This window comes from Megasphaera sueciensis, assembly GCF_050219315.1.
Taxonomy (GTDB): domain Bacteria; phylum Bacillota; class Negativicutes; order Veillonellales; family Megasphaeraceae; genus Megasphaera_A; species Megasphaera_A sueciensis.
The window spans coordinates 1,513,085-1,534,598 of record NZ_CP116939.1 but is presented as its reverse complement, the minus strand read 5'-3'; the positions used below and the strand labels follow the sequence as shown (position 1 = coordinate 1,534,598).

Below are 21,514 nucleotides of genomic sequence, written 5' to 3'. Positions count from 1 at the left end.
GGCTATATAATGAAAATTTTGGTCAGCGATGATGTATCTGAAAAAGGAGTTGAGCTGTTGCGGCAGCATTATGATGTAGATGTGAAAATTAACTTAGATGAAGATGCGCTTGTAGCATGTATTGGTAAATATGATGGCCTTGTAACCCGATCCATGACCCATGTAACGAAGCGCGTCATTGATGCGGCAGTAAAATTGAAAGTTATAGGTCGGGCAGGAGTAGGTGTTGATAGTATTGATTTGAAGGCGGCTACAGAACGTGGTATTATTGTTGTCAATGCACCTACAAGCAACACTATTGCTGCAACAGAACATACTGTTGCCATGATTATGGCAATAACCCGCCACATCCCACAGGCTCATAATTCTCTTATGTCGGGAGAATGGAACCGTAGTTCCTTTACAGGCATCCAATTACAAAATAAAACGATGGGGATTATTGGTGTCGGGCGTATTGGTTCTCGAATTGCTAAACGGATGCAGGCTATGGAAATGCAAGTTATCGGATATGATCCGTATATTCCGGAAGAACGCTTTAAGCAACTGGGTATGGAATCAGTGGATTTAGATACCTTGCTGCAAAATTCGGATTATATTACGATGCATACTCCGCTTACCAAAGAAACACGCGGTATGATCAGTGCAGATGAAATAGCCAAGATGAAAGAAGGCGTCCGTGTTATCAATGTATCCCGTGGTAAAGTACTGGATATTTTTGCTTTGGCAGAAGCATTGAAACGTGGTCATGTTGCAGGAGCAGCAATTGATGTGTTTCCCGAAGAACCTCTTACTAAAGAAAAAAATCCGTTCTTAGGCATGGCTAATGTTGTTATAACCCCTCATTTGGGAGCATCGACCATTGAAGCACAAATTGGTGTTTCTGTTGATGTGGCAACTAGTGTTATTGCTGCATTGAATGGGGAACCTGTTACCTCGGCAGTTAATATGGCACCTATTCCGGCCAATATATACACGACGATTCATCCCTATTTTGATCTTATGGAGAAGATGGGGACTATAGGCGTGTATTTGGCCGATGGACCGATGAAGGAAATCAGTGTAGAATATACAGGTGAGTTAGCAGAAACAGAAACGGGTATTTTGACAACGGCGGTTCTTAAAGGCGCTTTAAATCCTATTTTGCAGGATACAGTCAACTTCGTTAATGCACCAGAAGTTGCTAAATCACGTCATATTGCTGTAAAAGAAGTGAAATCTCAAGATAGTGATACCTTTCTTGATGCAGTTACGGTAAAAGTGGTAACTGATAAAGGACAGCACCGTATTATAGGGATGTTGTTCAACAAGACAGAAGCTAAAATTGTAGAAATCGATGAATATCGTGTTGACTTTACTCCGGAAGGCTATTTGCTTTTGGCACCTCATGTGGATCAGCCTAATATGATTGGTCAGATATCCACCATTCTTGGACAAGCCGGAATCAATATTACAGGAATGCAGGTTGGTAAAACGACTACTACAGGTACAAATATTATGGCTATTGCTGTGCGGGATGACATTCCGAATGATGTTATGCTTAAACTTAAAGCTATTGACGGTATTTTAGATATGAATTTTATTAATTGCAATTTGCATACCAATTAGCAGGAGGAAATTACATGATACGCATTATATTGGTACGCCACGGTGAAACAATATGGAATATTGAAGGACGCTATCAGGGACAGGAAGATACAGCACTCAGTGAACGAGGACTGCAGCAGGGACATATGCTGGCTGAGGGGTTGCGCAATATACCTATTGATTTGTGTGTTGCTAGTCCGTTGCAGCGGTCTTATATGACTTGTCGGTTTTGTGCTGATTTGCATGATCTTAGTGTGGAAACAGATGAACGGCTGAAGGAAATTAATCATGGCGATTGGGAAGGGCGCTTGGCGGAGGATATTGCATCCCAATATCCCCATCAGTTTGCCCAATGGCATATTCATCCGGAATTAGTTATGATGCCCGGACCAGGAGGGGAGAGTCTAGAAAATGTACGTATCCGTGTTCGCTCTGCCTTTGATGAGTATGCGCGCCGTTTCGATGGAAAAACAGTACTTGTAGCTGCACACGATGCGGTCAATAAAGCTATCATTTGTGATATAATGGGACTTGATATGAGTCATTTCTGGCAAATTAAACAGGACAATACATGTATTAATGTTATGGAATGTTATGAAGGTGTATGGCGTATGGTATTGCTTAATTCTACTAATCACATGGGATATTTGTTTAGCGGAATTGAACAAAAAGGCTTATAATTGTGTTTGAAAATGTTTTCTCATGATTATTTCTCATGATTATTTAGAAGAGAAAGGAAGTATTTTATTATGTTAGATGTAAAATTTATACGTGAGCACGCTGCGGAAGTAAAGGAAAATATTATAAACCGTCATGCTAAAGCAGATGTAGATCGTTTTTTGAGTTTAGATGAACAACGCCGGAATTTACTGCAAAAAGTGGAAGCATTAAAAAGTCAGCGCAATACAGTGACTGCTGAAATCAGTCAGTTGAAAAGAAATAAAGAAAATGCAGATGTTCAGATTGCAGAAATGAAAAAAGTAGGCACGGAAATAGCGGAACTTGACCGTAATGTTCGTGAAGCAGAAGATGAAATGAAGGCTGTTCAGCTGATGATACCTAATATGTGTCATCGGTCCGTGCCATTGGGAAATGATGATAACGATAATCCGGAACAACGTAAATGGGGTGAAATTCCTACGTTTGATTTTGAACCAAAAAATCATTGGGATATTGGGGCCGCACTGGGTATTCTTGATGTGGAACGAGCATCTAAAGTTACAGGATCCCGGTTTACGTATTATATGGGACAGGGAGCGCGGCTGGAACGAGCAGTATATAATTTTATGCTTGATAGGCATACGGAAAAAGATGGATATACAGAGGTCATTCCACCGTATATAGTTAATCGTGATTCCATGATAGGGACAGGTCAATTGCCGAAATTTTACGAAGATATGTTCCGGTTAGAATCTATGGAATATTTTCTTATTCCGACAGCAGAAGTGCCGCTTACTAACTATTATCGAGGAGAAATTCTCGATGGGGATAAACTGCCGCTGTATTATACTGCACTTACCCCTTGTTTCCGTGCGGAAGCCGGATCGGCAGGTCGTGACACACGAGGACTTATTCGTCAGCATCAGTTCCATAAGGTTGAAATGGTCAAATTCACAACTCCGGAAACCAGCTATGATGAATTAGAAAAGCTGACAAACAATGCAGAAACTATTTTGCAGTTGCTGAAATTACCATACCATGTTGTTACTTTATGCACGGGCGATATTGGTTTCTCGGCAGCTAAAACATACGATATAGAAGTATGGCTTCCTGGACAGAATAAGTATCGGGAAATTTCTTCGTGTTCCAATACGGAAGATTTTCAAGCTCGTCGGGCTAATATCCGTTTTCGCCGTACATCTGCGTCTAAGCCGGAATATGTACATACTTTAAACGGGTCTGGTCTTGCTGTAGGACGGACCGTAGCCGCTATATTGGAAAATTATCAGCAGAAAGATGGAACTGTTATCGTTCCTGAGGCTTTGCGTCCATACATGCATTGTGATATTATTACAGTACAGAAGTAAAAAAGCAATTTTTACATAGTATAAATGGAATACGGGCGGCAGGATTTTTTGTTCCTAATGTAGAACTATTAGGCAGAGGAGTGAGCGTTATGGTTATACATACGGAAGTTTCTGCCGCTTTATATTGTCCTGCCTGCGGAGGTATTTCTATTTTTCAATTGAATCAATTTATACCTGTGGAGGCGTCCTGGAAATCTGTGTACTGTGATTGTGGACAGTATATTGGTTCTGTGCGTCATATTCAAGAAAACTTGTGGTTGCTCAAGCATTCCTGTATTTTTTGTAATCAAAAACATTATACTCTTATAAACAGCCGTTTTCTTAGGTCTTTAAATCAAGTGAGACGGATTTATTGTACGAACTATTATACGGAATTGGGATACTGTGGTACTTCGGCCGTTGTAGCTGCATATATCGGTAGGCAGCGCCGCAATTATTCCCGTTTATTATTTAAATGGGGTATTAATGATAATCCTGGTATTATGCTGGCAGGGTATGATCGCATTAATGATATGCTTGCAGCGGGAACTATTACATGTTCCTGCAGCAATCAGCATATTATTGCATATTTTGATTCGGGGGCTATTGTTCTTCAATGCAAAAATTGCGGCCGCAGCCATCGTATTGTTTTGCATGGCGGTAAAGATATTTTTTCGTTGCAAAAAAGTAGGGCTATCGTTCTTACGAAGTTTGGATTACCAGGTTAATAAAAAGGAGGCACATCCATGAAATTTTTTATTGATACGGCAAATGTAGAAGAAATCAAGGCAGCTTATGCAATGGGAGTTATTTGCGGGGTCACGACGAATCCGTCTCTTGTTGCTAAAGAAGGCCGTGATTTTCATGAAGTGATTAAAGAAATAACGGCAATTGTCAATGGACCTGTCAGTGCAGAGGTATTAGCTGATGATGCACAGGAAATGATAAAGGAAGCAAAGGTATTGGCGGCACTTGATGAACAGGTAGTTGTAAAAATTCCTATGACGGCAGAAGGACTTAAGGCAGTAGCAGCATTACATATGGTAGGGATTCGAACGAATGTAACTCTTGTTTTTTCAGCGAATCAAGCATTGATGGCAGCGCGAGCAGGCGCCAGTTATGTAAGCCCCTTTGTGGGCCGGCTGGAAGATATAGGACAGAATGGAATTGCTCTTATTGCGGAAATTGCTGATATTTTTGCTGTACATGGTATTGTTACGGAGATTATTGCTGCCAGTATCCGAAGGCCGATGCATATCACGGAATGTGCAAAAGCCGGTGCGAATATTGCTACGGTTCCATATAAGATTATCATGCAGGCTTTGCACCACCCTCTGACAGATGAAGGCATTAAGAGATTTAAAGAAGACTGGGCAGAGGCAAATCAATAGGGAGGTACAACAATGGATAGAGTATTAACATTAGAATTTGTGCGAGTAACAGAAGCCGCAGCGGTAAAAAGCGGACGTCTCATGGGAATGGGAAATAAAGTAGGGGCGGATCAGTTGGCGGTTGATGGTATGCATTCAATTTTATCCAGCGTACCTGTAGATGGAACGGTTGTTATCGGGGAGGGCGAATTGGATGAAGCCCCGATGCTTTACATAGGCGAAAAAGTCGGAGCCGGCGGAATCCCCGTAGATATTGCAGTTGATCCGCTGGAAGGTACGAATTTGGTTGCCAAGGGACAGGATGGAGCTATTGCTGTGATAGCAATAGCTGGTAAAGGAAGTCTGCTTCATGCACCGGACATGTACATGGAAAAACTTTGTGTCGGACCGCGAGCTAAAGGGTGTATTGATTTGAATATGCCGGTAAAAGAAAATTTACGTCGTATTGCTGAGGGTCTGCAACGTGGTATTGATGATTTAACCGTTGTTATTCTCGGCAGGGAACGCCATGCTGATATTATCCATGAATGCCGGGAAGCGGGTGCACGTATTAAGCTTATCAGCGATGGAGATGTATCCCCGGCTGTGGATGTTGGAATTGAAGGCTCTGGTGCACATGTTCTTATGGGAATCGGTGGAGCTCCAGAGGGGGTTCTTGGTGCAGCAGCATTGAAATGTTTAGGCGGTGACATGCAGGCACGTTTGATTCCGTATACGGAATCAGAAAGAAAACGTTGTGAATCTATGGGAATTACGGATGTTAATAAAATCCTTACGATTGATGATTTGGTAAAAGGTGATGATTGTATTTTTTCAGCGACGGCTGTTACTAATACCCCTATGATGAAGGGAATTCAATACTTTGGCAGTGGGGCACGTACTTCTTCAGTTGTTATGCGCTATAAGAGCGGGACCATTCGTTTTGTTGATACGATTCATCGTTTTGATAATAAAGCAAAATGGAGTGTTCATATTTAGTAAAGCTATCAATAAAACACCTTCTGTAAGGAATATGATTATTGTAATACATTCCTTACAGAAGGCGTTTTTTTTAAAAAATAAAAATTATAATATATAATACATGGAAAAGTGGATGTAAAATAAAGAGGGAAGATAGTGTTTGAAAATATTTTTTATTTGTTCCTAATTGATAGAGGGCATGTTTTATCAAGAGTCATTGGTTCATCTTATTTTTTATTACGGATAGAAAATAGGACGAGAAAAATTTTTAACATTTGAAATGATGCCTTTTCGTTTATGCGCTTTTATGGTACAATGACTTGATAGTAAAAATTAATGAAAATGGTAGATTATGACTATATATGCATAGCAGTCTATCATTGTCTATATAAGAGATATTTTGAATCTATTTAGGAGGCACCAGAATTGGAGAAACTGGTTATTCATGGTGGAAATCCCTTGCAGGGGACTGTGCGGGTCAGTGGGGCTAAAAATGCCGTACTGCCGATTATTGTAGCGTCTATGTTGGCGACAACGGAAAGTACATTACAGGAAATTCCTCAATTGGATGATGTACATACAGTATGTGAGGTTATTTCCTCACTTGGTGTGAAAGTTGACTCTTCTCAGGAAGGGACATTGGTTATTGACGCGGCGAATCTTGATTCATTTTCAGCACCTTATGATCTAGTGCGACGTATGCGTGCGTCTTTTTTGGTCATGGGACCTTTGCTGGCTCGTAAACGAAGAGGGAAAATATCTCTTCCGGGTGGATGTTCTATAGGTGCCAGGCCTATTGATCTGCATCTCAAGGCATTTGAAGCTATGGGAGCAAAAGTAAATTTGGAAAATGGTTATATTGAGGCCAGTGTTCCGGAAGGATTAAAAGGAGCACAGATTTATCTTGATTTCCCTAGTGTGGGGGCAACGGAAAATATTTTGATGGCGGCTTCCATGGCTGAAGGCCGCACGGTATTGGAGAATGCAGCTGAGGAACCAGAAATCGTTGACTTAGCAACCTATTTGAACAGTATGGGAGCCAATATCCGTGGAGCCGGAACTAATATTATCCGTATTGAAGGAGTAAAAGAACTTCATGGTGCAGTCCACTCAGTTATTCCTGATCGTATTGAAGCGGGAACTTTCATGGTTGGGGCGGCAATGACGGGAGGAAATGTATATGTGGAGAATGCCCTGTCTGAACATTTAAAACCCCTTGTGTCCAAGTTGAAAGAAGTAGGCGCCATAGTGGAAGAAGACATCGATGGCATTCGTGTGATTGGCAAATATCCGCTTCGGCCGACTGATATTAAAACACTTCCTTACCCGGGTTTTCCAACCGATATGCAGGCTCAGTTTATGGCACTTACAACCATTTGTCAGGGAACAAGTGTCATTACGGAAACCGTATTTGAAAATCGATTTATGCATGTAGATGAATTTAAGCGTATGGGTGCAAAAATACGGATTGAGGGACGCAGTGCTATTGTTGAAGGCGTCCGGGCTCTGGAAGGCTGTCAGGTTAATGCTACCGATTTACGGGCAGGAGCTGCATTGGTTTTGGCTGGTCTTGTCGCTTTGGGAGAAACTGAAGTGGGATATTTACATCATATTGATCGTGGATATGATCATTTGGTATTAAAATTACAAAGGCTAGGTGCGGATATTGTTCGGGTCAACAAAGAATAAAAACAAAAGAAATAAAGAGCGTCAGCCCAAGCGGTCCCATTCTTTTTTTCTTTCCCGGTGGTTTGGTAATGACCTGGCTATTGATTTGGGAACAGCCAATGTGGTCGTTTATGTAAAAGGGCGGGGAATTGTTGTCAATGAACCAGCTGTTATGGCTGTTGATGCGAATGTTCATCGTGTTGTGGCTATCGGAAAAAAGGCGCAGGAAATGGTAGGGCGAACGCCAAAACATATCTGTGCTTTCCATCCGTTGCATAACGGTGTTATTGCTGATTATGATGCAACAGAGTATATGCTGCGATATTTTATCCGCAAAGCGGTGGGAAAATCATATATTTTTAAACCTCGTGTTATTATTTGTGTTCCTTCGGGAGTTACAAATGTGGAACGGCGGGCAGTTGTTGAAGCAGTTCTGCAGGCTGGAGTCAGAAAAGTGGTTGTTATGGAAGAGCCTCTGGCGGCAGCTATTGGAGCAGGACTGGACGTTGCTAAATCCAATGGTTCTATGGTTGTTGACATTGGCGGCGGGACTACAGACGTGGCAGTGCTTAGTTTGAGCGGCATTGTTATTAGTGAGTCTTTGAAAATTGGCAGCAATACTTTTGATGAAGCAATCATGCGTTATTTAGAAAAACAAAAACACATTATTATTGGACGACGAACAGCTGAAGAACTTAAAATACTTATTGGCACTGCTTTACCTGATGGTCGTGATTTGACTGCGGATGTCAGAGGCCGTAGTACGGAAACGGGGCTTCCTATCATGGTTGATGTTGATTCCAAGGAGATATGTACAGCTTTGCAGAAAACAATTCATCCGATTTTGCGTGCGGTTGTTTCTATTTTAGAAAAGACACCACCGGAACTGGCGGCAGATATTGCTGATCATGGTATTGTTTTAACAGGAGGCGGCTTCCTTCTTGAAGGACTGGATCGGCTTGTTTCAGAAGCAACAGGAATGGCGGCATATCTTTGTGATGAGCCGTTACTATGTGTAACACTTGGAGCAGGCAAGGCTCTTAATGAAATGGAACATCTAAAAGATAGTTTTGATGATTTATGATAGGGAGTGAATTGTCATGAAGATAAAAAAGAAACTAGCAGTCATACTGGGAATAATAGGATCCTTAGCTATCACGTCTGCTTCATTAGCAGCAGATGTGCAGCATATAGCAACATTGGGAGGGACTGTCGCATCGGTTATGCCTGTAGGCGCGGCGGTAAAGGAAGGCGATGTACTTTTGACTGTAATGGCTTTAGCGGGACCGATGCCTGCCACTCGTGCATCTACAGGTGGTATAGTAAAAGCGGTTATGGTACATCCGGGAAGTACAGTGCAGCCTGGTGAAGTCGTTGTCATTGTGGAGTCAAAGTAAGGAGAACTATGGTGAAAAAAATTAACTGGCGGCGGTTAGCTGTAAGAGCGGCACTGGTAACTTTGTGTTGTTCTTTTTCTATTATTTCTTATGCAGAAGAATTCATGCCCGTCAGTGAGGTTCAGACTGGAATGACGGGATATGCTAAGACGGTTACGCATGGTACCGATATAGAGACTTTCTCTGTAGAGATATTGGGGGTTATGAAAAACAGCGGTCCCTCCGGTGATTTGATTTTAGCTAAATTTTCGGGTCCGCTGATTGATCAAACTGGGGGTATTGCGCAGGGAATGAGTGGCAGCCCTGTATATATTAACGGCAAATTGCTGGGTGCTATCGCTTATGGCTGGTCATTTACAAATTCAAAAATTGGTATGATTACGCCTATTGGTGATATGTTAAAGTTGTGGAATGTGCCATCTAAAGAAGAAATACAGCCATTTAATGCCAGAGAAGCTTCTTTAGTACCGATATCTACTCCTTTGATGACTTCCGGATTTGATGCTGCCTCTATGGCATGGATGCAAGACAAATTACCGCAATATAAATTTGTGCCTGTTGATACAGCAACAGCTGCAACTGACAACGCGGCATTTCCTTTGGAACCAGGAAGCTCTGTAGCGGCAGCATTAGTTAACGGTGATTTAAAATTAGGGGCTATTGGTACGGTAACCTATATTGATAATGATCATATTGTTGCGTTTGGACATCCGTTTTTAAAAAAAGGCAGCATTAATTATTTTATGCATAATGCTTATATTTTTACGATTGTCAATAGTATGTCTAGTTCTTTTAAACTGGGTTCTGTTGGAGCGGAAGTCGGAAAAATAGAACAGGATCGCGGTGCGGGGATTGCAGGGGAGTACGGTAGACTTGCTCCAGGGATTCCTGTAATTATTCGCGTTCATGATGACGATACGGGGGCACAAAGCTTAAAACGGGTGAAAATTATTGAAGACAATGAGTTAACTCCGGTACTGACGGCTACCAGTGTATATAATGTCGTGAATAAGACGATTGACCGTTCCGGCGGAGGTACAGTGGAATTTGCATATACCGTTCGTTCTTCTAAGGGACGCGACAAGGATATTACACGTCATAATATGTATTATTCCGAAGATAACGTGAATGAAAAAAGTATTGATGAATTATATAATGTGCTGGATATTTTAAAACATAATGAATTTATTGATTATCCTATTCTTGATGTGGATATGTCGGTTGATATTACGCAAGCGAAAAAATCGGCTCGTATTATTGCAGCGACAGCGGCACCTGTTGTGGCTAGTCCGGGAGATACGATTTATTTTAAGGTAACACTGCATCCGTATCGAGGGGCTGATGAAGTGAAAACCATGACATATACCGTCCCGGATGATCAGCCGCTTGGTACTATGATGCTTGAAGTACGAGGTGGCGGCATTGTACCGCTGCCGTATCTGATTGAAAAACAGCGGTATAATTTGACGGATGAAATTATCGAACGGCTACGGCATTTTAAAGATTTTGGTCAGCTTAAGAAGGAAATCGAAACAAATGATGCGAATAATGACTTGGTTATTGAACCGTTAGACCCAGGTATAAGCATGATTAATGATGGACATCAAACCATAAAAAAAGAAAAAATAAAGGGCAAGGAGCCGGCAGAACCTTCAAAAGATATTATAAAACCAGCAAAGAAAGGAGTGGTAGAAGAAACAAATGGTGATAAAAAATCTACGTTATCTACTCCTTATATTGTAACGGGTGACGGACAGATTGGCATCAAAATCGTGTCTAAGGAAAAAAGGGATGCTTTACTGGCTAAAAGTCATCAGCTTAATGAAGGGAAAGCTGTTATCGGAGAAGATCCGGGTAATACAGACAATACGGCAGCTGTTCAGAATAACGACTTGTTAGGGAAACAGTCAAGTGAAAATAAAAAAGATAGTCACAATAATAAAGATAATAGCAGCAAGGATGATAGGAGTATCATTTTCAGCAGCTATTAAAAATAACGATTATGATGGTGCGAAATACCTGTCATAATCGTTATTTTTTAATACTATTTTTATAACTTAGAGTTTTTATTGATAATTTAAAAGTCTGTAAAATATAACTTTGAACAGGCTCCAGCTTGATATTTACTTACATACATGGTATCATCTATTTTATGGAAACTCAAAATGGTTTAAAAGTTTTCTTCTGTATATGAGATAGTGTATTGAAAGGTTTTACATCTACTTCCAATGATGGTATAGTAAAATTGATAAGACATGGTGGAGGAGGGGTGTTTGTGCAGGAAATATTAGAGAAAATCGGTCGTTTTACTTTACATATATTTGAACAAGTAGGAGTTATTGCGATCCTTTTTATGCAGACATTGCGACAGCTTCCCAAAATCAATAGAAAGCTTACTATTGTCCAAATGGCACATCTTGGAGTTGATTCATTGCCGATTGTTAGTTTAACACTGCTATTTGCGGGAATGGTCATGACGCTGCAAATTGTGGATATATTATTGCGTTATGGAGCACAATCGACATTAGGCGGAATTATGTCTGTTGGAATGGGGCGGGAATTAGGCCCTATCTTAACCGGTGTTGTTGTTGCCGGCCGTTGTGGAGCTGCCATGACAGCCGAAATAGGGACGATGAAGGTGACTGAACAAATTGATGCACTTCGTTGCATGGCAACCGATCCGGTAGCATATCTTGTTGTTCCGCGGTTTGTGGCCTGTGTCATCATGGTGCCTGTTCTTGCGTTATATGGGTATATTATCGGTACTGGCGGCGGCTACGTTGTATCTACTTTTTTGGCGGGACTTACAACGTATACATATATTAATTCCATCGAAGTTTTTACGGCAGTCAGTGATGTGGTATATGGTATGATTAAAGCAATGTTCTTCGGCGGCATTATTTCTTTGATCGCCTGTTATGAGGGGATGCATTGTAAAAGCGGGGCCGAAGGAGTAGGACAGGCTACGACCCGATCCGTTGTAACCTCTATTATTTTTATTTTTATTTGTAATTATTTATTATCCATTATTTTGTACTAGGAGATGCATATGATCAGATTGCAAGATGTAACCGTGGTGTATGGCAGCCGGGTTATCCTGGACCATATCAACCTAGATGTCCGAAAGGGCGAAACATTAGCTATTCTAGGTGCCAGCGGATCTGGCAAAAGTACAATATTAAAACTTATTATTGGGCTACAGAAACCTACCAGCGGACATATCTTTATTAATGATGTTGATGTGACAGCGTATACCGAGGAGCAAATGATTGCTGTTAGGCAGTGCATGGGTATGGTTTTTCAATATTCTGCACTTTTTGACTCGATGTCTGTCGGCGAAAATGTAGCATTTGGTCTTAGGCAGCATACCAAATATGATGATGTGAAAATTCAAACTATTGTTAAAGAAAAGCTCCATCTAGTGGGATTGGACAATATCGAACAAATGATGCCGAATGATTTATCCGGCGGCATGAAAAAAAGAGTCAGTTTGGCACGTGCTATTGTTTTAGATCCATCACTTATTCTCTATGATGAACCGACAGCAGGGCTGGATCCACTTCGCTGTATGGATATTAATAAGCTTATTGTCGGCATGCAGCAGCATTTGCAAGCAACATCTATCGTGGTTACACATGATATGGATTCGGCTTTTTATGTCGCTGATCGCCTGGCTCTTTTACAGGATGGAAAATTTTTGGTTGTTGCTCCTAAAGATGAATTTCGTAAGTGTGAAAATAGGGATGTACAACTGTTTATCCATGGTGGGGTACTTCCAGAAGAAGGAGGACGAGCTAAATGAAATGGACTGCAGAAGCAAAAGTTGGATTAGTAACGGTCATTGGCATCATTATTTTTACCTATGTTGTTCTTGACCTTGCCCATGCGGAAATTTTTGGTAAGCCCGGTTTTGAAATACATGTCGTATTTGCGGATGCCAATGGCTTGAAATCCGGCAATGCTGTCCGGTATGTAGGGGTTCATGTAGGAAAAGTGGAAAGTATATCAACTACTAAATATGGGGTAGATGCTAAAATTAAATTAGATAAGGGAACTGAAATCCCTAAAGATTCCAAGGTTATCGTAGCAACAGATGGATTGCTCGGTGAAAAAATTATTCAAATTACTCCGGGAGAAGATTCCAGTCATTTATTAACTGATGGAGATTATATATATGGAACAGCTGGCCAGAGTATGGATGACATGATGAAGAGTGCTAACACATTAATGACTAGTGTCAATGATATGATGAAGAATGTTAATGCCGTTATCGGAGATGATAAAACACAGGAAGCTATGCGTGGAACTATTCGCAATTCTGAATTACTGACGGGGAATATGAACGCTATCGTGCAAGGAAATGCTGGAAATATACAAGCCATTACGGCGAATATGGCAGCCATTACGACATCTATGAACGATGTGGCCTCACAACTTCAGCAATCATCTCAGGCTATAGATGGGGATGGGGCGACTTCGCAGAACATCCGAGCAACAGCTGCCAATGTGAAAGACATTACAGAACGAGTTGAAAAAGTAGCGTCTTCAATGGAAAAAATAACTAATGACCCAGCGAGTCAGGCTGATTTAAAAACAACACTGCACAATACGGCGCAGATTTCTACAAAAGTAAATAACATTCTTGGAAATAGCAAAATTACAGTACAAGGTGAAGCTGGAATGTTGTATAATGATACTAAAAGTGAAAGCGGTGCCAATGTAAATTTTAAGGTGTACCGTGACAAATCTTTTGCTCTTATCGGAGCGGAAAATATTGGAAACGGTACAGCACTGAATTTACAGTACGGCTATCATGAAAATTTATTTGAACGACGGATAGGAATCATTAATGGTAATTTAGGTGCCGGCATTGATTTTGGAGTAAATGGTCCGTTTCGTGTATCACTGGAGGGATATAATCCTAACGAATGGCGCTATCGCATTAAAGCGCAGTACAAAATTTTACCGAATATCTATCTTTTTGGCCAATTTACGCGACCAATGGAACGAAGTGATGGCGGTAATTATTATGGTGTCAACTATACTTTTTAAAAAGCATAGTCATAATATTAAGATATAAATGATGGGGGTACCCAAGATGAACCAGAAATTGTATAAACAGTTATTCATTGTGATGATGATTACGGCGGCAGGAGCTGTTAGTGCCGGTGCAAGAGATACGACTGCTGGTGTAGAACCAGTTATTTTGCCTACAGATAGCCAAATTGCTGCTACAAAAAAACAGGCAGAGATTAAAGCAGCCAAATCCGCTAGTGTTGTATCAGCTGGAGATGATGTATCACCGGTATTGCGGGAATCAATAGCGCAAAAGATGTATGAAGAAAGACAGTCAGCTCTGGCAAAAGCTAAGAAAAATGGAGAAGAACCGGTCATAACAGTAGGCCGTGTTTCTCCGAATCAAACAGTAGAACTGACATTGCCAAAAACAATTGCTATGGCACTCAATTATAATCGAGATATCAAGATTGCTCATTATGATTTAAAGCAGTCAGAATACTCTATTGATCAGGCTCGGGCGGGTTTGATGCCTAGTGTTGATTACACATGGTCTGGTGCTCGTGCAGAGACGCATACAAAAGTGTTAGATCTTACTCCTACCGGCATAATAACACGAAATATTGACTCTATTGGCAACAGTTTTACAAATACGCTTGCTGTCAGTCTTCCCTTATATACGGGTGGTCTGGTGGAAGGTAATATTGCGGTAGCTAAGCTGGGTAAGGTTTCTTCTCAAGAAGATATTTTACGTGTGGAACAGGCGACGAAATTATCAGCGGTAGAAGGATATTTTGGGTTATTGGCATACCAAGAATTAAAAGATGTTTATGATGAATCCGTGACAAATTTACAGGGACATGTTGATAATGTTACTGCGCAGTATGATGTAGGAACGGTAGCTAAATTGGATGTTTTGAGTTCGGATGTATCCTTGGCAAATGCCAAGACGAATGCTGTCACGGCGGCAAATAATGTGGCCAATGCGGAAGCCAGTTTAAATAATATTTTAGGATTACCGCTGCAAACTAAGCTTGTGGTTGCTGATCATCGGCTTCCTTTTGATGCATATGATATTTCTTTGGATGAAGCAATTGATTATGCCATGAAATATCGCCCGGAGGTCATCCAAGCTGACTTGGCTGTCCGTGAAGCTAGAGAAAATATTGGAATTGCTGAAGCGGGACATAAACCTACGGTGTCTGTGGGAGCTTCCAATGATTGGTCCAATAGTGATTTTCCCGGCAGTGGCAACGGCGCGTGGACAATTAGTGGCGGTATTACGTACAGTCTTTTTGACGGGGGCGCTACTAATGCAAAGATAAAGATTGCCAAGGAAAAATATTTAGCGGCGTTGGAAACCGAACAGAAAACACGAGAATCAGTGCAATTACAAGTAAAAGAAGCGTATTTAGCTATTCGCAGTGCTGCGCAGCGTGTCGAAGCTACGAAGACGTCTGTAAATCAGGCAGAAGAAAGCTTTAAAATTGCCCGTGTACGGTATCAAGCAGGTGTCGGCATTAACTTGGATGTTTTGGATGCACAATTGAATTTAAATCAAGCTAAAACTAATAATATACAAGCACTATATGATTATAATGTCGGCATTGCAACATTGGAACAAGTTATGGGGGTAGATGTTCGATCCGGTGTAGTACATCCAGCGGCGGATATAGCTGGTAATTTATAAACTAAGATATAATTGTAGAAAAATTACATATATGGCGGTTTTCCTTGATTTTAGTAAGGAGCATGTCGTAAAATGGAGAGAGAATTGTATGAAAGCAGTTCTCTCTTTCTTATATCTGATGGAGGCCGGCGGATGAAACGGAAATGGATTGCCTTGGCTGTCATTGCATCATTTTTGGCGGTGCTTTTTTCCTTGTGGCGGGAAAAACCGGTTTTGATACAGTACGTATCGACGACCATTACAACAACATTAAATGAACACATTAACGGCACTTTTTCTTTTTCTGCTATGGATGTGTCGTTAACTGGTAAAATTTTTCTGTATGATCCCTTAATTAAGGATACGCAGGGACGAACTGTTATTACAGGAAACAATGTGGAAATACAGGTTAATCCTTGGCAGATGGCTAAGTTAGCGGCTGCCGGTGATAATGTAGTACCTTCTGTACAGACGGTTACCGTTGTTGCACCCGTAGTTCATATTTGGGAAAATACACCGGGACAATGGAATATTGCATCGCTTATTAAGAAAAATGCCAATATGGGCGATTCAGGATTTCGGGCGGTTATTTATGCTAAAAATGGTACTATAAAAGCAGCAACAAGTGATGGAATGTCTGTTCAAGCCGATTCTTGTGAGGGTATGGTGGATTTTTCTTCATACCCGGATATCTATGGACAAATAGCAATGCATGTTGATGGAGAGTCAATAATTGCTTCGGGACATTATACTTCGACGCACAAGTATGATATAAAACTTCGTGGGGACGCTGTAAAAGCGGCTTATGTGGTACCTTTTATGCCGGAAACCGCAGATGTAAAAGTTGAACAGGGAATAATTAAAAATATCAGTGCTCATATTGTGCAAAATCATCGCGGAATGATGATTTCCGGTAATGCCGATATTCAGAATGGAATGGTGAATGTGCATGGGTATGAGATAGATTCGTTGACTGGACATGTAGGCTTGACCACCAATGAGGTCACTTTAAGAAACATCAGCGGAAATGTAAATGGGCAGGCGGTTCATCTTGATGGTGTCGTCAAGACCAATGCAGAAACTCCGGTTTTTCAGTTAGATGTACGGGCTCCATCTGTAGATATCGCTGCGGTGATTCCGAATATGAGCATGCCAGTTAGCGGCTCTGTTGGTATACACGCTCGTTTGTGGGGAACCGTGGATGCTCTTCATGCCTCTGGCACGATTGCACTGCAGTCTATTGACGCACAAGGTATTGTAATGCAGCATGGTCATGTGGATTTTTCTTATGAAAATGAAATTTTCTTTATCAACCAAGCTTCGGCAGATGTTGCAGAAGGGGCTGTTCAAGGCAGTGGTTCTTACTCTTGGAAAAACGGCGATTACAATGCTAAAATTCAATTTAAGAATATATGTCTTACTGATATTCCTCAGGTACCAACTTCGATCATGGGTACGTTTTCCGGAGCAATTGAGGCGGCAGGAAATATAAATAGTGGTTCCCTATATGGACAAGGGCATGTTGATGCTGATGATCTTTCTTATAATGGATGGGAAGCACAGCAGGCACAGCTTGATTTTTCCTATAATGATGGATTGTTGCATATTTTGAATGCCAAAGCAGAGGTACAGGGGGGAACAATACAAGCTGATGGAACGTATGATTGGGATAAAGGCATATCTGACATTCGCTTCCATGCTGTGAACATGCCTCTTTCTTTATTTAGTGCGTATGTATCAACACCTTTGACGGGAAATGTTTCTGCGATTGGGCGTATATATGGGACGGAACCTAGTTGGAGTGTGAATTTTCATGCTGTGACCGGTTCAATTAAAAATGTCCCTTTTGATAATGTGAATGGCGTTCTTACTGGTAAGGGGCAGCATATTGATATACCTTTTATACAGTGGCAGTATAAGGATGAATATCAAAAAGCCATGGGTATGATTGATCTTGGTACGAGAGAAATTGAAATTTCACTTGATACCCAGCATATGAGATTGGAAAAATTACTTTCTTTAGCAGAAGTGAACATGCCTCTTACCGGGTGGGTACAGAATCATGTGGAAGTGAAGGGCACGTTGGATGACCCGTCTGCTGTAGGCGAATTTCAATTGACGGAGGGGTCTGCCTATGGGTATTTGTACAAAAGTGTATCAGCTAATTATAAACTTTCCAAGGGAATCGTTACTCTTTCTAATGGTGATCTTGCTGCTTATGATTCACATATCAGATTTTATGGTACAGCAGGTGATCGACTAGCGATTCATGTCGAATCTCCTGATCTTGATGTTTCTCGCATTATGCCGCATATACAAACTCAAAAATCGGGTATTGTCAATATATCTGCATATATTGGAGGAACGTTCGATAATCCGACGGCAACAGGTGTTGTTAGATCGCAGCGTTTGGTTGTCAACAATATTCCGGTGACAGATTTGAAAAGTGATTTTGGCTATTATGATGGGATTATACGATTGCAAGACTTGCAGTTTAAACAAAATGGTGGATTTTACCAAGCGAATGCTAGTTATAAACCATCGACAGATTGGATTAAAGCCAGAGCTTCTGTGATGTCAGGAGATATAGAGAGTTGGCTGAAACTGTTAAATCTTCCAGTAAAAGATGTCAGTGGAAAAATAGATGGCAATATTTCTATTGATGGAACGGTACATGATCCGCAGGGTAAAATAAAAGGGAAAATAACACAAGCTGGTATGGCGGGTTTTCCAGTACAACCTACAGATATTGATATACAACTTGATAAAGGAGTTGTTGAAGTAAATAAACTGGCTATTGCGGTTGATAACGGCGTGCTGGCAGCTCAAGGAACCTATGCTTTACATGGTCCTGTGCATTTACAGGTAGGAAGCCGCAATTTTTCTTCAAAAATTTTGACAGATATTTTGGGGAAAAATAATATTGATGTAGATACACGGATTGATTGTGCGGCGGATGTCAGCGGTGCAAGTGATCATCCGCAGGTTGATATGTCGGTACAATTTAATGGAGGTACCATTAATGGAATTTCATTTACAAATATCTTTGGACTGATAAATGTGCGTGATGGTATCATTCATATAAATCAGGCATTTATTTCCCGAGATCCGTATAAGGCCAGTGCGTATGGTACTATTCCCGTGGGTGCCTTGATGGGAAATCAAAATTCTGATGAATCCATGAATGTAACATTTAAGTTGGAAAATGCAGGTTTAGATATTCTGGCGTTTGTAACACCGCTTGTAACACAGGGAAATGGAGGACTTAATGGATCTGTAAAATTGACAGGAACGTTAGCTGAGCCGCATTTAACAGGAAATTTGTCTGTCCACCATGGAACACTTCAATTTCGCTATCTCAAAAATCCGTTGGAAAATATTGAGGCAGCCATTGTATTAGATGGTACAAAAGCAACCATTACAAGCAGCGGAACAATGGATGGGAAAGGGAAAAAAAATAAAGGCTACTATTCATTGAACGGTGAAGTACGGTGGAATGGATGGAAGATACAGTCATATCAAGGAAGTTTAGAGTTAAATAAATTAGGTATAGATTGTGATTATTTTAAAGGACCTTTGAGCGGACAACTATCAATAGAAGAAGGGCATGATTTTCCCCTTCTCAAAGGGAATATTGAAATATCTGATGCTACGCTTAATATACCACTTATAGCAATAAATACAGGGAATAACCCTGATTTGGAAATGGATATGACTGTATCTTTTGGTAAAAATGTGAGATTGTATAATCCTGTATTATATGATTTAATAGTAATGGGTGCTGCAACCTTTCATGGTACTGTTTCCCACCCTATACCATCAGGACAGTTTGAAGCATTGCGGGGATCTGTGCGTTATCTGGATACGAAATTCAATATTACTAAGGGACAAGCTGATTTTTCACAGGCAGATTCTTTTATACCTTATATGATGGTAGAAGGAAATGGACGTGTAGGGCAATATAACGTTATGCTGACTTTGCGTGGCCCTGCTGATAATATGAATATGCTCCTTCGCTCACAGCCGCCGCTGACAAGACAACAGATTGTGTCACTTATTACCTTGCGTAATGGCGGACGTAACAGCAGTTCACTGAAAAGTGATGATGTGTCTGGATTAATAGGTACAGGTGTACGTATGACGTTGGATAGCTTGGGTGTTACGAGCACGTTGGAACGTGCATTTTCGTTGGATGTACTTAATGTTACCTCCGGATCTTTAAATATGAATGAAAGGCTTTCTAATGAAAATAAAAATTATTATAATATAGAAATGGGAAAATATTTGTTCAATGATTTTATGCTTACCGCAGCTTTTGGCTTAAACCATAGAGACAATCGTGCCGGTCTTCGATATGATGTTAGTAATCATATGAGTATCAACGCTTGGAGGGCTAGTGATGATTCATACATCGGCGGCCAATATCGATACAGTTTTTACTAGGAGGAATGACGTTGCTTGATGTATATTTGAAAGAATTACAAAAAATTACATTATTGGAACCCGCAGAAGAGAAAAATTTGTGGATTGCTTATAAAGAAAAAGGAGATTTAAAAAGCAGGGGCAGATTGATTGAACAGTATCAGCCTTTGGTTTTTAAAGAGGTTATGCGTTGGCATGTAAAAGAAAATTTTTTACAGGATGCATTACAAGAAGGAACGTTAGGACTTATCGAAGCGGTGGAACATTATGAACATGACCGAAATGTTGCATTTCCTTTATATGCGATTCACCGTATACGTGGTGAAATTATTGATTATTTGAATCGAGAAGGGAAGAGTAAGTCTGTTTCCATTGATGAGCCGGATGAAAACGGTATGACTTTGCGAGATGTTCTGCCTGATGAGTGCATTGATATTGCTGATCAGGCAGGTCGTAAATTTTTATTTGATTATGTGGTACAAATGCTGCGTCGCCTTCCTAAGAAGGAACAGATTGTGTTGGAAAGTGTTTATTTACATGATAAACAGCAGAAAATTATTGCTCGGGATATGGATTTGAGCTTGACTTATGTATATCGTTTGCAGAAACGAGGAATACGACGTGTACGAGGTATGTTAAGCCGTTTTATTCATGAAAATAAATAAGGGAAGGAAAATAGGCGAAATATCAATAAAAATCGTGATAATCGAAGAAATGGATAGATAAATATGTGAATTTGCTTGAATATTCTCGTTGGAAAAAGATAAACCTTTTAGGAGTTTATAAGTATGCTTAGAAGGGAGGTACTCTGCATGAGAATATCTGATAAAGATAGAGCGGATCATGTCAGGTCAGCTAAAACATGGCTTGAAAAAGCAGAACAATCATTTGACCGACAGGCCGGCATTAAGGGGGAGTTAAACCTTATGTTGGCAGAAGCGGAAATGAAAAATCTGCGTAGGAAGCATGCTATTGGACAGAAATTTCTCAAAGTGGGGGCTATGCTGACAGCTTTTGTATTAGCCGCTGGTTTTTGGTATATTTTTACACCTCATAATCAGTCGGAACCAACTACTCCGATAACAGCTACCAGTAATAAGACTGAACGGATTAATTCACAATGGGTGCCAATACCTAAGCTTAATTATAGTGAGGACACTTCAACAGTAAAACGTAGGGAAGATGCGGTAACGCATACAAGGATAAACACAACGAGGCAGGAGACGGGATCAGAAGAAAGCGATGCTCGCATAAAAGAAACTATGCAAGAATCTCCACAGATAGTTGAGCAGCCTTCCGAATCGTCACATGGTACTACGGTCATGACAGATCGACAGGTACAAAAAGCTGTACAAGATGCACAGCACAGTTTGCGCGGTAAATAAGAAAAGATAACGGAGG

Annotated in this window: 17 protein-coding genes; all 17 read left to right on the top strand. The window is 40.7% G+C overall.

Features of this window, described 5'->3' with window-relative positions:
* The first annotated feature begins 9 nt into the window (after positions 1-9).
* Entirely contained in the window at positions 10-1,605 is a 1,596-nt protein-coding gene (gene serA / locus NXG62_RS07375) for a phosphoglycerate dehydrogenase (RefSeq protein WP_427111824.1), read from the top strand.
* A gap of 14 nt (positions 1,606-1,619) precedes the next feature.
* Positions 1,620-2,264: a histidine phosphatase family protein gene (locus NXG62_RS07370; RefSeq protein ID WP_427111823.1), complete on the top strand. Its 645-nt coding sequence runs from the start codon at positions 1,620-1,622 to the stop codon at positions 2,262-2,264.
* Positions 2,265-2,333: 69 nt separating this feature from the next.
* Entirely contained in the window at positions 2,334-3,611 is a 1,278-nt protein-coding gene (gene serS / locus NXG62_RS07365; RefSeq protein ID WP_427111822.1) for a serine--tRNA ligase, read from the top strand.
* Positions 3,612-3,700: 89 nt separating this feature from the next.
* Entirely contained in the window at positions 3,701-4,318 is a 618-nt protein-coding gene (locus NXG62_RS07360; protein WP_427111821.1) for a hypothetical protein, read from the top strand.
* A gap of 18 nt (positions 4,319-4,336) precedes the next feature.
* Positions 4,337-4,981 (top strand): fructose-6-phosphate aldolase, encoded by a 645-nt coding sequence (gene fsa / locus NXG62_RS07355; RefSeq protein WP_427111820.1) that lies wholly within the window; start codon positions 4,337-4,339, stop codon positions 4,979-4,981.
* A 12-nt stretch (positions 4,982-4,993) separates the two neighbouring features.
* Positions 4,994-5,959 carry a class II fructose-bisphosphatase gene (gene glpX / locus NXG62_RS07350; protein WP_427111819.1) on the top strand — a complete coding sequence of 322 codons (966 nt, stop codon included), beginning with the start codon at positions 4,994-4,996 and terminating at the stop codon, positions 5,957-5,959.
* 408 nt (positions 5,960-6,367) lie between these two features.
* Positions 6,368-7,630: a UDP-N-acetylglucosamine 1-carboxyvinyltransferase gene (gene murA / locus NXG62_RS07345; protein WP_427111818.1), complete on the top strand. Its 1,263-nt coding sequence runs from the start codon at positions 6,368-6,370 to the stop codon at positions 7,628-7,630.
* A complete protein-coding gene (locus tag NXG62_RS07340; RefSeq protein ID WP_427111817.1) occupies positions 7,608-8,693 on the top strand; it encodes a rod shape-determining protein in 1,086 nt (361 codons plus the stop codon). The genes murA and NXG62_RS07340 overlap by 23 nt, the downstream gene beginning before the upstream one ends.
* 16 nt (positions 8,694-8,709) lie before the next feature.
* Positions 8,710-9,006, top strand: coding sequence for a hypothetical protein (locus tag NXG62_RS07335; RefSeq protein ID WP_322351541.1), 297 nt, complete (start codon positions 8,710-8,712; stop codon positions 9,004-9,006).
* Between the two features lie 8 nt (positions 9,007-9,014).
* On the top strand, positions 9,015-10,997 hold the full coding sequence (locus tag NXG62_RS07330) for a SpoIVB peptidase S55 domain-containing protein (RefSeq protein WP_427111816.1): 1,983 nt from the start codon (positions 9,015-9,017) through the stop codon (positions 10,995-10,997).
* A 284-nt stretch (positions 10,998-11,281) separates the two neighbouring features.
* The gene (locus NXG62_RS07325; protein ID WP_427111815.1) at positions 11,282-12,046 is read left to right on the top strand and encodes an MlaE family ABC transporter permease; all 765 of its coding nucleotides are present in this window, start codon (positions 11,282-11,284) and stop codon (positions 12,044-12,046) included.
* A gap of 9 nt (positions 12,047-12,055) precedes the next feature.
* Positions 12,056-12,808, top strand: a complete 753-nt coding sequence (locus NXG62_RS07320) for an ABC transporter ATP-binding protein (protein ID WP_427111814.1) — start codon at positions 12,056-12,058, stop codon at positions 12,806-12,808.
* Positions 12,805-14,058, top strand: a complete 1,254-nt coding sequence (locus tag NXG62_RS07315) for an MlaD family protein (protein ID WP_427111813.1) — start codon at positions 12,805-12,807, stop codon at positions 14,056-14,058. The genes NXG62_RS07320 and NXG62_RS07315 overlap by 4 nt, the downstream gene beginning before the upstream one ends.
* 46 nt (positions 14,059-14,104) lie before the next feature.
* Positions 14,105-15,712 carry a TolC family protein gene (locus tag NXG62_RS07310; protein WP_427111812.1) on the top strand — a complete coding sequence of 536 codons (1,608 nt, stop codon included), beginning with the start codon at positions 14,105-14,107 and terminating at the stop codon, positions 15,710-15,712.
* Between the two features lie 72 nt (positions 15,713-15,784).
* Positions 15,785-20,134, top strand: a complete 4,350-nt coding sequence (locus tag NXG62_RS07305) for a translocation/assembly module TamB domain-containing protein (RefSeq protein WP_427111811.1) — start codon at positions 15,785-15,787, stop codon at positions 20,132-20,134.
* Between the two features lie 5 nt (positions 20,135-20,139).
* On the top strand, positions 20,140-20,778 hold the full coding sequence (locus tag NXG62_RS07300) for a sigma-70 family RNA polymerase sigma factor (protein ID WP_427111810.1): 639 nt from the start codon (positions 20,140-20,142) through the stop codon (positions 20,776-20,778).
* A gap of 147 nt (positions 20,779-20,925) precedes the next feature.
* Positions 20,926-21,498 (top strand): hypothetical protein, encoded by a 573-nt coding sequence (locus tag NXG62_RS07295; RefSeq protein ID WP_427111809.1) that lies wholly within the window; start codon positions 20,926-20,928, stop codon positions 21,496-21,498.
* Positions 21,499-21,514 lie beyond the last annotated feature (16 nt).